Source organism: Pseudomonas sp. MWU16-30317 (genome assembly GCF_020515695.1).
Taxonomy (GTDB): domain Bacteria; phylum Pseudomonadota; class Gammaproteobacteria; order Pseudomonadales; family Pseudomonadaceae; genus Aquipseudomonas.
Map to the genome: position 1 here is coordinate 53050 of NZ_JAIWJA010000005.1, position 12765 is coordinate 65814.

Consider the following 12765-nt stretch of genomic DNA (forward strand, 5'->3'; position numbering starts at 1 on the left):
AGCGCTGGCCTGTCATGGGTCCGCAAAGAATTTTCACAATGCCGCAGGAGAAACTCGCAATGGCTCAGCAGGTGAGTGGTCGTCAACCTCGCTATAAACGCATCTTGCTCAAACTGAGCGGCGAGGCCCTGATGGGCTCGGAAGAGTTCGGCATCGATCCGAAAGTACTGGATCGCATGGCCCTGGAAGTAGGGCAGTTGGTAGGTATCGGTGTTCAGGTCGGTCTGGTGATCGGCGGCGGCAACCTGTTTCGTGGTGCGGCGCTCAGTGCGGCCGGCATGGATCGGGTCACGGGCGACCATATGGGCATGCTGGCCACGGTCATGAACGCCTTGGCCATGCGCGATGCGTTGGAGCGCTCGAACATTCCTGCCATCGTCATGTCCGCCATTACCATGGTCGGTGTGACCGATCACTACGACCGCCGCAAGGCTGACCGCCTGCTCAAGTCGGGCGATGTGGTGATCTTTGCTGCCGGTACCGGCAACCCTTTCTTCACCACCGACTCGGCCGCTTGCCTGCGGGCCATCGAAATCGGCGCCGATGTGGTGTTGAAAGCGACCAAGGTCGATGGTGTGTACACTGCCGATCCATTCAAGGATCCGCATGCTGAGAAATTTGACCGCCTGACGTACGATGAAGTACTGGATCGCAAGCTGGGCGTGATGGACCTGACGGCCATCTGCCTGTGCCGCGATCACAATATGCCGTTGCGGGTATTCAACATGAACAAGCCCGGCGCCTTGCTGAACATAGTAGTGGGCGGCGCTGAAGGAACTCTGATCGAGGAAGGCGACAAATGATCAACGAAATCAAGAAAGACGCGCAAGAGCGCATGCACAAGTCCCTGGAGTCTCTGAGCCATGCGTTTGGCCAGATTCGTACCGGCAAGGCTCACCCAAGCATTCTGGGCAGCGTAATGGTGCCGTACTACGGTACTGATACCTCCATTACCCAAGTGGCCAACATCACGGTCAAGGATGCGCGCACCCTGCAAGTGGTTGCCTTTGAGCGCAACATGCTCGGCGCCGTCGACAAGGCGATCCAGAGCGCCGGTCTGAACCTCAATCCGACCAACCTTGGCGAATTGCTGCTGATCTCCATGCCAGCCCTGACCGAAGAGACCCGCAAGGGCTTCACCAAGCAGGCACGCAGCGCTGCTGAAGATGCGCGTGTTGCCGTGCGCAATATTCGTCGTGATGCCTTGGGTGACCTGAAGAAACTGGTCAAGGACAAGGAAATCAGCGAAGACGAAGAACGTCGTGCCGTTGCCGATATCGACAAGCTGACCAAAGACTCCGAGGCCCAGATCACCAAGGCCACGGAAGATAAAGAAAAGGACCTGATGGCCGTATAAGGGGTCAGGACGCCTTCATGGAAAAGACCAAGCAGGCTGTGCCGCTATCCTCGGTACCGCGACACGTCGCGATTATCATGGATGGTAATAACCGTTGGGCGAAAAAACGCCTGCTGCCCGGTGTCGCCGGGCACAAGGCAGGCGTGGACGCCGTCCGCGCGGTGATCGAAGTGTGTGCCGAGGCCAAGGTCGAGGTGCTGACCCTGTTCGCGTTCTCCAGTGAGAATTGGCAGCGCCCGGCCGAAGAGGTCGGGGCCTTGATGGAGCTGTTTTTCACCGCCCTGCGTCGTGAGGCGCGGCGGTTGAACGACAACCGTATCAGCTTGCGCATCATTGGCGATCGCTCGCGGTTCCATCCGGAACTGCAGGCCGCCATGCGCGAGGCCGAGGCGCAGACGGCGGGGGAGGGGCGTTTCATCCTGCAGATCGCTGCCAATTACGGTGGTCAGTGGGATATCGCTCAGGCTGCTCAGCGGCTGGCGCGTGAAGTTCAGGGTGGTCATCTGCAGCCTGAGGACATCACCCCGCAACTGTTGCAGACCTGCCTGGCGACGGGCGATCTGCCGTTGCCGGACCTGTGCATTCGCACCGGTGGCGAGCATCGCATCAGTAACTTTCTGTTGTGGCAGCTGGCATACGCCGAGCTGTATTTCTCCGACCTGTTCTGGCCGGACTTCAAACACGAGGCCATGCGCACTGCGTTGGCCGATTTCGCTTCTCGTCAGCGTCGTTTCGGTAGAACGGGCGATCAGGTCGAGGCTGGGGCCCGGGTTTAATGCTTAAACAACGAATCATCACTGCCTTGATTCTGCTGCCGATCGCCTTGTGCGGTTTTTTCCTGCTCGACGGCGGGAAATTCTCACTGTTCATCGGCGTAGTGGTCACTCTGGGTGCATGGGAGTGGGCTCGCCTCGCCGGTTTCGAAGGGCAGGGCGCTCGCTGCGTTTTCGCTGCGGTAGTCGCCGTCCTGTTGACGATCCTGCATCACGCGCCGGTACTGGCGCCCTGGGTGCTGGCGGCAGCGGTGGCATGGTGGGCGCTGGCCACGCGGCTGGTGCTGACCTATCCGACTTCCGCCGAGCACTGGAAGGGTAGCGTGCGCCGCCTGGTGATCGGGTTGTTGGTGCTGCTGCCTGCTTGGCAGGGGCTGGTTTATATCAAGGCGCTGCCGCTTGGCAACTGGTTGATTCTGGCGGTCATGGTGCTGGTCTGGGGCGCCGATGTGGGCGCCTATTTCACAGGGCGTGCCTTCGGCAAGCGCAAGCTTGCCCCTCAGGTCAGCCCTGGCAAAAGTTGGGAAGGCGTGTATGGCGGCCTGGCCGTGTGCCTGCTGGTGACCCTGGTGGTCGGCCTGACTTACCATTTCACCGCTCGCCAGTTGCTCGGGGCGCTGGTGGCGGCGGCCATCGTGGTGTTCATTTCAGTGGTCGGCGATCTGACCGAAAGCATGTTCAAGCGTCGCGCCGGCATCAAGGACAGCAGTAATCTGCTGCCGGGTCACGGCGGCGTGCTGGATCGCATCGACAGCCTTACCGCCGCCATTCCGGTGTTCGCGGTACTGTTGTGGATTGCCGGTTGGGGCATCCAGTGAGCCAGCCACAACTGATTACAGTACTGGGTGCCACCGGGTCTATCGGTCTGAGTACCCTGGACGTCATTGCTCGACACCCGCAGCGTTACCAAGTGTTCGCCTTGAGTGGTTACTCGCGCCTGGCGCAGCTGTTGGCATTGTGCCTGCGTCATGCGCCACGCTTTGCCGTGGTGCCTGACGAAAACGCTGCGGTCACGCTGCGTGAGGGCTTGCGGACGGCAGGGTCGAGTACTGAGGTGCTGGTCGGCGAGCAGGCGCTGTGCGATGTGTCCGAGGCCGGTGAGGTCGATGCGGTAATGGCCGCGATCGTCGGTGCAGCAGGGTTGCGCCCGACCCTGGCCGCGGTCAAGGCGGGCAAGAAGGTGCTGTTGGCCAACAAGGAGGCCCTGGTCATGTCCGGGGCCTTGTTCATGCAGGCGGTCCGCACGAGCGGTGCGGTGCTGCTGCCTATCGATAGCGAACACAATGCAATCTTCCAGTGTTTGCCGTCGCATTACGGGCAGGGGCTGGCAAGCGTGGGTGTGCGGCGTATCCTGCTGACGGCCTCGGGCGGGCCGTTTCGCTGCACGCCGCTGCCGGAGTTGCAGCAGGTCACTCCCGACCAGGCTTGCGCGCACCCTAACTGGTCGATGGGGCGCAAGATTTCCGTTGATTCCGCCAGCATGATGAACAAAGGCCTCGAATTGATCGAGGCCTGCTGGTTGTTCGATGCGCGTCCGGAGCAGGTCGAGGTCGTGGTGCACCCGCAAAGCGTCATTCACTCGCTGGTCGACTATGTCGATGGCTCGGTCCTGGCGCAATTGGGCAACCCCGACATGCGCACGCCGATCGCCAATGCCTTGGCCTGGCCCGAGCGGATCGATTCGGGTGTGGCGCCGCTGGATTTGTTCGCTATCGCCCGGCTGGATTTCGAAGCGCCCGACGAAGTGCGTTTCCCGTGCCTGCGTCTGGCCCGTGAAGCGGCCCAGGCGGGTCAAAGCGCGCCGGCTCTGCTCAATGCCGCCAACGAGGTCGCCGTCGAGGCCTTTCTGCAGGGGCGCCTGCGCTACCCGCAGATAGCAAGCATGATCGAGGCCGTTCTGCAGCAGCAGCCGGTCGTCGCGCTGGATGATCTTGAGGCAGTATTCGAGGCCGATGGCAAAGCGCGTGAGCTGGCAGGTCAGTGGCTGGCACGTCATGGCCGTTGACGTTTCGATGACAATTTTAGTGATAGAGTGCCGGCCGGAATGCGGCTCTCCATTGCGGTGCGCGACTGACGGGAGACTCCTATGAGTGCGCTCTACATGATTGTTGGCACGCTGGTGGCGCTGGGCGTGCTGGTGACGTTTCACGAATTCGGCCATTTCTGGGTGGCCCGCCGCTGCGGCGTCAAGGTCCTGCGGTTTTCCGTAGGCTTCGGCATGCCGTTGCTGCGCTGGAGTGACAAGCAAGGCACTGAATACGTAGTGGCTGCCATTCCGCTGGGCGGCTACGTGAAGATGCTCGACGAGCGCGAGGGCGAGGTGCCCGCGCATCTGGTCGAGCAGTCGTTCAATCGCAAGAAGGTCGGTCAGCGCATCGCCATCGTTGCGGCTGGGCCGATCGCCAATTTCCTGTTGGCTCTGGTGTTCTTCTGGATTCTGGCGATGGTCGGCAGTCAGCAGGTGCGACCGGTCATCGGTAGCGTCGAGCCGGGCAGCATGGCGGCGCAGGCGGGCTTGAGCGCGGGCCAGGAAATTGTCGCAGTCGATGGCGAGGCGGTGCGCGGCTGGGCCGGGGTCAATCTCGAGCTGGTCAGGCGTCTGGGCGAGACCGGCTCGCTGCAGATCGGCGTACAGGACGAAGGCGCTTCGAATGCCGTCAGCCATACCGTCAAGCTCGACGGTTGGCTCAAAGGCTCCGATGAGCCCGATCCGATCAAGTCCCTGGGTATTCAGCCCTGGCGCCCGGTGGTCGAACCGGTGCTGGCGGAGATCGATCCAGAAGGGCCTGGCGCCGCCGCTGGTCTGAAGAGCGGGGATCGGTTGCTGACCCTTGATGGTGCAGCCATTACCGATTGGCAGTCGCTGGTGGATGCCGTTCGTCAGCGCCCGGATGCCAAGGTCGTGTTGCAGGTGCAGCGTGATGGCACCCAAATCGATGTGCCGGTGACCTTGGCGCATCGCGGTGAAGGCAAGGCCCTGGCGGGTTACCTCGGGGCGGGCGTCAAGGGCGGCGAATGGCCGCCAGGCATGCTGCGCGAGGTTCGTTACGGGCCGCTGGACGCGGTGGTCGAAGGCGCTCGACGGACCTGGACCATGAGTGTCCTGACCCTTGATTCACTGAAGAAAATGTTGTTCGGCGAGCTCTCGGTAAAAAACTTGAGTGGACCGATAACCATTGCTAAAGTGGCGGGCGCTTCAGCCCAGTCAGGCATGGGGGATTTCTTGAATTTCCTCGCCTACCTGAGCATTAGCCTGGGAGTTCTTAATTTGCTGCCCATCCCGGTACTGGATGGGGGGCATTTGCTGTTCTACCTGATCGAGTGGGTGCGTGGTCGCCCAGTCTCGGATCGGGTACAAGGTTGGGGGATCCAAATCGGTATCAGTTTGGTAGTCGGGGTGATGTTACTGGCCCTGATCAACGATTTGGGTCGACTGTAAAGCTTAGCTCAATTGCGAACCTGCCGCATAAGCGGCAGTTTGTTTATTGCCAGTTGGAATAAGAAAGGACTTCATGAAACGTCTGCTGCTAACTGCGGTTCTGTCCGTATTGATGATCGCCGAAGTTCACGCTGAGTCCTTCACCATCTCCGATATCCGTGTCAACGGCCTCCAGCGGGTATCCGCCGGTAGCGTGTTTGGCGCCTTGCCCCTGAACGTGGGCGAGACTGCGGATGATCGGCGTCTTGTGGAATCCACTCGTGCATTGTTCAAAACTGGATTCTTCCAGGACATCCAACTGGGGCGCGACGGTAACGTCCTGGTCATCAATGTCGTCGAGCGGCCATCGGTCGCGAGTATCGACATCGACGGCAACAAGGCCATCTCGACTGAAGACCTGATGAAAGGTCTCAAGCAGTCCGGCCTTGCCGAGGGTGAGATCTTCCAGCGCGCCACCCTTGAGGGTGTGCGTAACGAACTGCAGCGCCAATACGTCGCGCAGGGCCGCTATTCGGCTACGGTCGATACCGAGGTCGTGCCGGAGCCGCGTAACCGTGTGGGTCTGAAAATCAAGATCAACGAAGGTGCCGTAGCCGCCATTCAGCATATCAACGTGGTGGGCAACACGGTCTTCTCCGAAGAAGACCTGACCGACCTGTTCGAACTGAAGACTACCAACTGGCTGTCGTTCTTCAAGAACGACGACAAGTACGCTCGCGAAAAGCTGTCCGGTGACCTCGAGCGCCTGCGCTCGTACTACCTGGATCGCGGCTATATCAACATGGATATCGCCTCGACCCAGGTCTCGATCACGCCGGACAAGAAGCACGTCTACATCACGGTCAACGTCACCGAAGGCGAGAAGTACACCGTCGGCGACGTCAAGCTCAATGGCGACCTGAAAGTACCTGAAGACCAGGTCCAGGCACTGTTGCTGGTCAAGAAAGGCCAGGTGTTCTCGCGCAAGGTCATGACCAACACCTCCGAGTTGATCACGCGCCGCCTGGGTAACGATGGCTATACCTTCGCCAACGTCAACGGCGTGCCGGTGCCACATGCCGATACCAAGACCGTCGATATCACTTTTGCCGTGGATCCTGGCAAGCGTGCCTACGTCAACCGCATCAACTATCGTGGCAACACCAAGTCCGATGACCAGGTGCTGCGTCGCGAGATGCGGCAGATGGAAGGTGGCTGGGCTTCGACCTACCTGATCGACCAGTCGAAGACGCGCCTCGAGCGTTTGGGCTTCTTCAAGGAAGTGAAGGTCGAGACGCCGCCGGTGCCGGGCACCGACGACCAGGTCGACGTCAACTATGACGTGGAAGAACAAGCCTCCGGTTCGATCACCGCCAGCGTCGGTTTTGCCCAGAGCGCCGGTCTGATCCTGGGTGGTTCGATCAGCCAGAACAACTTCCTGGGTACGGGTAACAAAGTTTCCATCGGCCTGACTCGCAGTGAATACCAGAGCCGTTACAACTTCAGCTACGTCAATCCGTACTTCACTCCGGATGGCGTGAGCCTGGGTTACAACGTGTTCTACCGCACCACCAACTACAAAGACCTCGATGTCGATATCGCCAGCTACTCGGTCGACAGCCTGGGCGGCGGTGTGAGCTTCGGTTACCCGATCAGTGAAACCTCGCGGTTGAACTTCGGCCTGACGGCTCAGCAGGACAAGATCAAGACCGGTACCTATACCGTTGACCAGATCTTCGACTTCATCGACAAGGAAGGCGACAGCTTCCTGAACTACAAGGCTTCGGTTGGCTGGTCGTCCTCGACCCTGAACAAAGGCACCTTGCCGACTCGTGGTGCGTCGCAAAGCCTGACCGGTGAAGTGACCATTCCGGGTAGCGACCTGTCGTTCTACAAGATCGACTACCGTGGCCAGTTGTTCGCGCCGATCACCGATAACTACACCGCACGCTTCCACAGCGAACTGGGGTATGGCGGTGGTTATGGTTCGACCAGCGGTCTGCCGTTCTACGAGAACTACTATGCCGGTGGTTTCAACTCGGTTCGTGGTTTCAAGGACAGCACTCTTGGCCCTCGTAGTACGCCTAGTAATGGGACTCGCCCCGGCACTACGGCGGATCCGGACCAAGACCCGCTCGCCTTCGGGGGTAACGTCCAGATCACCGGCGGCGCCGAGATTCTGTTCCCGCTGCCATTCGTCAAGGACCAGCGCTCGCTGCGTACCTCGGTGTTCGTCGATGCCGGTAACGTGTTCAACACCAACTGCGATGCCAACTCCAAGGATTGCTCGGGTGTGGACTTCTCCAACATCGCCGTTTCGACCGGTGTGGGCGTGACCTGGGTCACCGCGCTGGGGCCGTTGAGCTTCGCGCTGGCGATGCCGGTCAAGAAACCGACCAATGCCGAAACCCAGATTTTCCAATTCTCCCTGGGCCAGACCTTCTAAGGTCTGCTCCACGGGGCAACAACCCGAATTCTGCAGGAGTTCATTGTGCGTAAGTTGACTCAACTAGTAGTACTGGCCGCCACTCTGGCTGCTTCTCTGGGGGCCACTCCGGCATTTGCCGACATGAAGATCGCCGTTCTGAACTATCAGATGGCGCTGCTGGAATCGGACGCTGCCAAGAAATACGCCGTGGATGCCGAGAAAAAATTCGGCCCGCAACTGACCAAGCTCAAGGCTCTGGAAAGCAGCGCCAAAGGCATCCAGGACAAACTGGTGAGCGGTGGCGACAAGATGGCCCAGGCTGATCGCGACAAGCTGGAGCTGGACTTCAAGCAAAAGGCCCGGGACTTCCAGTTCCAGTCCAAGGAGCTCAACGAAGCCAAGGCTGCCGCTGACCGCGACATGCTGCAACAACTCAAGCCCAAGCTGGATGGCGCCGTGGAAGCGGTCATCAAGCAAGGTGCCTTCGACCTGGTTCTCGAGCGTGGCGCTGTGATCGATGTCAAACCGCAATACGACATCACTCGCCAGGTGATCGAGCGCATGAATCAGTCGCGCTGATCATGACCGCCAACGTCACGCTCGGCGAGTTGGCCGAGATCCTGGGTGCCACGTTACGTGGTACCGCGGATAGAAAAATCACTGGGCTGGCCACTCTTCAGGAGGCCGGCCCAGCTCAGTTGAGCTTCCTGGCAAATCCCCAGTACCGCAAGTACCTGGCCGATACCCAGGCGGGCGCCGTACTGCTCAAGGCGGCGGATGCTGAAGCCTATGCCGGAGATGCCCTGCTGGTGCCGGATCCTTATCTGGCCTACGCGCGTATCTCGCATCTGTTCGATCCCAAGCCCAAGGCAGTGCCCGGTGTGCATCCGACGGCCGTAGTGTCCGACGATGCGATCGTCGACGCCACCGCCAGCGTTGGGCCTGGTGCCGTTATCGAAAGCGGCGCGATCATCGGCGCTGGCGTGACCATTGGTGCCCAATGCTTCATCGGTGCGCGCAGTGTGATTGGCGCTGGCGGTTGGCTGGCGCCGCGGGTGACCTTGTACCACGATGTACGCATCGGTCAACGCGTGGTGATCCAGTCGGGTGCAGTGCTCGGTGGCGAGGGCTTCGGCTTTGCCAACGAGAAAGGCGTGTGGCAGAAGATCGCCCAGATTGGTGGCGTTATCGTCGGCGATGATTGCGAGATCGGCGTCAATACCGCCATCGATCGCGGTGCGCTGGGGCCTACCGTGCTCGGCAATGGCGTCAAGCTCGACAACCAGATCATGATTGCCCACAACGTCCAGATCGGTGACCACACCGCGATGGCCGCCTGTGTCGGGATTTCCGGCAGCGCCAAGATCGGCAAGCACTGCATGCTGGCCGGTGGTGTGGGACTGGTAGGCCATATCGAAATCTGCGACAACGTTTTCGTGACTGGCATGACCATGGTGACTCGCTCGATCACCGAGCCTGGGTCCTATTCGTCAGGTACGGCCATGCAACCCGCCGCCGAATGGCGCAAGAGTGCTGCGCGTATTCGCCAGCTCGATGACATGTATCGCCGCCTGCAGCAGGTAGAAAAGCAGGTCCAGGCCGTGACCCAGGCCGACAAAGGATCATCAGAAGGCTGATACCATTTCCATATCAAGTGTGCACTGCCGTTAGAATGCCTCCTTGATTTGCAAGAGGAGTGCTGCGCACGCGCCGCGCGCTCCCTATCTTTTATACAGGCTTCCCCCCGAAATGATGGACATCAACGAGATTCGCGAATACCTGCCGCACCGCTATCCTTTCCTGTTGGTGGATCGCGTGGTAGAGCTTGATACCGAGGCGCAGCGTATTCGTGCCTACAAGAATGTCAGCATCAACGAGCCATTCTTCAACGGTCACTTCCCCGCGCACCCGATCATGCCAGGCGTGCTGATCATCGAGGCGATGGCGCAGGCGGCTGGCATCCTGGGTTTCAAGATGCTCGACGTCAAACCTGCGGACGGCACCTTGTATTACTTCGTCGGCTCCGACAAGCTGCGCTTTCGCCAACCGGTGCTGCCGGGTGACCAGTTGATCCTGGAAGCCAAGTTCCTCAGCTGCAAGCGTCAGATCTGGAAGTTCGAATGCTCGGCTTCCGTGGATGGCAAGCCGGTGTGCTCCGCTGAAATCATCTGCGCGGAACGTAAACTATGAGTTTGATTGACCCTCGTGCCATCATCGACCCATCTGCCAGATTGGCGGACGGTGTCGAGGTCGGTCCATGGTCGATCGTCGGTGCAGGTGTGGAAATCGGCGAGGGGACCATCATCGGCCCTCACGTGATACTCAAGGGGCCGACCCGCATCGGCAAGCATAACCGCATCTACCAGTTTTCCTCGGTAGGCGAAGACACCCCGGATCTCAAGTACAAGGGTGAAGAAACGCGCCTGGTCATCGGCGACCACAACGTGATTCGCGAAGGTGTGACCATCCACCGGGGCACCGTGCAGGATCGTCACGAAACCACGCTGGGCGACCATAACCTCGTCATGGCCTATGCCCATATCGGCCACGACAGCGTGATCGGCAACCACTGCATTCTGGTCAATAACACCGCGCTGGCCGGCCACGTGCACGTCGATGACTGGGCGATCCTCTCCGGATTCACTCTGGTGCATCAGTTCTGCCATATCGGCGCGCACAGTTTTTCCGGCATGGGCACCGCCATCGGCAAGGATGTTCCGGCATTCGTCACGGTGTTCGGCAACCCGGCCGAGGCGCGCAGCATGAATTTCGAAGGCATGCGCCGTCGCGGTTTCAGCAACGAAGCGATCCAGGCGCTGCGCCGCGCGTACAAGGTGGTCTATCGCCAGGGCCTGACCGTCGACAAGGCGATCGCCGAACTGGCCGAGCCTGCCGCCGAGCACCCTGAAGTCGCCTTGTTCCTGAAGTCCATCGAAGGCTCTTCGCGGGGCATTACCCGCTGATGTCACTCCCACAGGTATTGACCGTAGCGTTGGTGGCCGGAGAGGCCAGCGGCGATATTCTCGGTGCTGGTCTGATGCGCGCGCTCACGGCGCGCCATCCCGGCATTCGCTTCATTGGCGTGGGTGGTCCGCTGATGGAAGCCGAGGGTATGCAATCGTCTTTCCCCATGGAGCGCCTGTCGGTCATGGGCCTGGTCGAAGTCCTGGGGCGTTTGCGCGAACTGCTGCGCCGCCGCAAAGAGCTGATCGCTGCCCTGATCGAGCAGCGCCCGGATGTGTTCATCGGCATTGATGCGCCTGATTTTACCCTCAACATCGAACTCAAACTCCGTCAGGCCGGGATCAAGACCGTTCACTATGTGAGCCCGTCGGTCTGGGCCTGGCGGCAAAAACGCGTGCTCAAGATTCGTGAAGGTTGCGACTTGATGCTGACGTTGCTGCCCTTCGAGGCAAGATTCTACGAAGAGCAGGGCGTGCCAGTGAAGTTCGTCGGCCATCCGCTGGCCGACACCGTGCCGCTGGAAGTCGACCGCCAGGCTGCGCGTGCGCAACTGGGGTTGGCTGCGGATGTGCCGGTGGTGGCGTTGATGCCCGGCAGCCGTGGTGGTGAGGTGGGGCGTCTGGGCGAGTTGTTCCTCGATGCCGCCCAACGTCTGCTGAGCCAGCGGCCTGATCTGCGTTTTGTGATTCCGTGCGCGAGCCCGCCACGGCGCGCGCAGCTCGAGGCGATGCTGGACGGGCGACAGTTGCCGGTGACACTGCTCGATGGTCAGTCCCATACCGCTCTGGCCGCCTGCGACGCGGTACTGATCGCTTCCGGCACCGCGACCCTGGAGGCCTTGCTGTACAAGCGACCGATGGTGGTGGCCTACCGGCTGTCGACGGTGACGTTCTGGATCCTCAAACGCATGGTCAAGAGCCCTTACGTGTCGCTGCCCAACCTGCTGGCCCAGCGCCTGTTGGTGCCGGAGTTGTTGCAGGACGCCGCCACCGCCGAGGCGCTGGCCGATACCTTGCTGCCGTTGATCGATGGCGGCACCGAACAGACCCAAGGCTTCGATGCCATCCACCGCACCTTGCGCCTGGATGCCTCGAACCAGGCCGCCGAGGCGGTGCTGGCCTTGCTCGACCCGGCGCGAGCGTCGTTACCAAGGAGTGTCTGAAAGCATGAGCAGGCAATTGCAGATAGGCCTGGATTACGACCTGGTCGAAGAGCTGGTCGCCGGGGTCGATGAAGTCGGTCGCGGTCCCTTGTGTGGCGCGGTGGTCACGGCAGCGGTGATTCTCGATCCGCGCCGGCCGATCCTGGGCCTTAACGATTCCAAGAAACTCACTGAAGCGCGTCGCGAGCTGCTCTACGAAGAAATCTGCGAAAAGGCCGTGGCCTGGTGTATTGCGCGGGCCGAAGTCGACGAGATCGACCGTCTGAACATCCTCCATGCCACCATGCTGGCGATGCAGCGCGCCGTCGAGGGGCTGAGCGTGACGCCGCGGCTGGCGCTGATCGATGGCAATCGTTGCCCGCAGTTGAACGTGCCTTCGGCGCCGGTGATCAAGGGCGATTCCAAGGTGCCAGCGATTGCTGCGGCGTCGATCCTGGCGAAAGTCAGCCGTGATCGTGAAATGAGCGCTTTCGAGCTGATCTACCCCGGGTACGGCATCGGTGGGCACAAGGGCTATCCGACGCCCGTGCACCTTGAAGCGCTGGCGCGGCTGGGCCCGACGCCGATTCATCGGCGCTCCTTCGCCCCGGTGCGCGCGGCCTTGGAAGCACGCCCTTATCTGGATACAGATCTGGCGTAACATACGCTCTGCTGATGTTTGTG

At 60.7% G+C, this 12765-nt stretch carries 13 protein-coding genes; all 13 read left to right on the forward strand.

Annotated elements, in window-relative coordinates; all coding sequences use genetic code 11:
* Positions 1 to 59 precede the first annotated feature (59 nt).
* The 13 genes from pyrH (at position 60) to rnhB (ending at position 12742) form a co-directional block, all read left to right on the forward strand.
* On the forward strand, positions 60 to 803 hold the full coding sequence (pyrH, locus tag LIX93_RS15500; RefSeq protein WP_226504946.1) for a UMP kinase: 744 nt from the start codon (positions 60 to 62) through the stop codon (positions 801 to 803).
* Positions 800 to 1357, forward strand: coding sequence for a ribosome recycling factor (gene frr, locus LIX93_RS15505; RefSeq protein ID WP_226504947.1), 558 nt, complete (start codon positions 800 to 802; stop codon positions 1355 to 1357). Before pyrH ends, frr begins: the two co-directional genes overlap by 4 nt.
* Positions 1358 to 1374: 17 nt before the next feature.
* Positions 1375 to 2133, forward strand: a complete 759-nt coding sequence (gene uppS / locus LIX93_RS15510; protein ID WP_226504948.1) for a polyprenyl diphosphate synthase — start codon at positions 1375 to 1377, stop codon at positions 2131 to 2133.
* Positions 2133 to 2948 carry a phosphatidate cytidylyltransferase gene (locus tag LIX93_RS15515; protein ID WP_226504949.1) on the forward strand — a complete coding sequence of 272 codons (816 nt, stop codon included), beginning with the start codon at positions 2133 to 2135 and terminating at the stop codon, positions 2946 to 2948. The genes uppS and LIX93_RS15515 overlap by 1 nt, the downstream gene beginning before the upstream one ends.
* Positions 2945 to 4135: a 1-deoxy-D-xylulose-5-phosphate reductoisomerase gene (gene ispC / locus LIX93_RS15520; protein ID WP_226504950.1), complete on the forward strand. Its 1191-nt coding sequence runs from the start codon at positions 2945 to 2947 to the stop codon at positions 4133 to 4135. Before LIX93_RS15515 ends, ispC begins: the two co-directional genes overlap by 4 nt.
* An 81-nt stretch (positions 4136 to 4216) precedes the next feature.
* A complete protein-coding gene (rseP, locus tag LIX93_RS15525; protein WP_226504951.1) occupies positions 4217 to 5569 on the forward strand; it encodes an RIP metalloprotease RseP in 1353 nt (450 codons plus the stop codon).
* 73 nt (positions 5570 to 5642) lie between these two features.
* Complete coding sequence (gene bamA, locus LIX93_RS15530; RefSeq protein WP_226504952.1) at positions 5643 to 7994, forward strand: outer membrane protein assembly factor BamA; 2352 nt, start codon at positions 5643 to 5645, stop codon at positions 7992 to 7994.
* A 45-nt stretch (positions 7995 to 8039) separates the two neighbouring features.
* The gene (locus tag LIX93_RS15535; RefSeq protein WP_226504953.1) at positions 8040 to 8555 is read left to right on the forward strand and encodes an OmpH family outer membrane protein; all 516 of its coding nucleotides are present in this window, start codon (positions 8040 to 8042) and stop codon (positions 8553 to 8555) included.
* Positions 8552 to 9613: a UDP-3-O-(3-hydroxymyristoyl)glucosamine N-acyltransferase gene (gene lpxD, locus LIX93_RS15540; protein WP_226505318.1), complete on the forward strand. Its 1062-nt coding sequence runs from the start codon at positions 8552 to 8554 to the stop codon at positions 9611 to 9613. The genes LIX93_RS15535 and lpxD overlap by 4 nt, the downstream gene beginning before the upstream one ends.
* A 112-nt stretch (positions 9614 to 9725) precedes the next feature.
* Positions 9726 to 10166 (forward strand): 3-hydroxyacyl-ACP dehydratase FabZ, encoded by a 441-nt coding sequence (gene fabZ / locus LIX93_RS15545; protein WP_226504954.1) that lies wholly within the window; start codon positions 9726 to 9728, stop codon positions 10164 to 10166.
* Positions 10163 to 10939 (forward strand): acyl-ACP--UDP-N-acetylglucosamine O-acyltransferase, encoded by a 777-nt coding sequence (gene lpxA, locus LIX93_RS15550; RefSeq protein WP_226504955.1) that lies wholly within the window; start codon positions 10163 to 10165, stop codon positions 10937 to 10939. Before fabZ ends, lpxA begins: the two co-directional genes overlap by 4 nt.
* The gene (gene lpxB / locus LIX93_RS15555; RefSeq protein ID WP_226504956.1) at positions 10939 to 12102 is read left to right on the forward strand and encodes a lipid-A-disaccharide synthase; all 1164 of its coding nucleotides are present in this window, start codon (positions 10939 to 10941) and stop codon (positions 12100 to 12102) included. Before lpxA ends, lpxB begins: the two co-directional genes overlap by 1 nt.
* Positions 12103 to 12118: 16 nt before the next feature.
* The gene (gene rnhB, locus LIX93_RS15560) at positions 12119 to 12742 is read left to right on the forward strand and encodes a ribonuclease HII (protein ID WP_226505319.1); all 624 of its coding nucleotides are present in this window, start codon (positions 12119 to 12121) and stop codon (positions 12740 to 12742) included.
* The last annotated feature ends 23 nt before the right edge of the window (positions 12743 to 12765 follow it).

Coding starts and splice junctions, on each gene's coding strand:
- pyrH (WP_226504946.1), top strand. CDS start 60: ATGGCTCAGCAGGTGAGTGGTCGTCAACCTCGCTATAAACGCATCTTG.
- frr (WP_226504947.1), top strand. CDS start 800: ATGATCAACGAAATCAAGAAAGACGCGCAAGAGCGCATGCACAAGTCC.
- uppS (WP_226504948.1), top strand. CDS start 1,375: ATGGAAAAGACCAAGCAGGCTGTGCCGCTATCCTCGGTACCGCGACAC.
- LIX93_RS15515 (WP_226504949.1), top strand. CDS start 2,133: ATGCTTAAACAACGAATCATCACTGCCTTGATTCTGCTGCCGATCGCC.
- rseP (WP_226504951.1), top strand. CDS start 4,217: ATGAGTGCGCTCTACATGATTGTTGGCACGCTGGTGGCGCTGGGCGTG.
- bamA (WP_226504952.1), top strand. CDS start 5,643: ATGAAACGTCTGCTGCTAACTGCGGTTCTGTCCGTATTGATGATCGCC.
- fabZ (WP_226504954.1), top strand. CDS start 9,726: ATGATGGACATCAACGAGATTCGCGAATACCTGCCGCACCGCTATCCT.
- lpxA (WP_226504955.1), top strand. CDS start 10,163: ATGAGTTTGATTGACCCTCGTGCCATCATCGACCCATCTGCCAGATTG.
- lpxB (WP_226504956.1), top strand. CDS start 10,939: ATGTCACTCCCACAGGTATTGACCGTAGCGTTGGTGGCCGGAGAGGCC.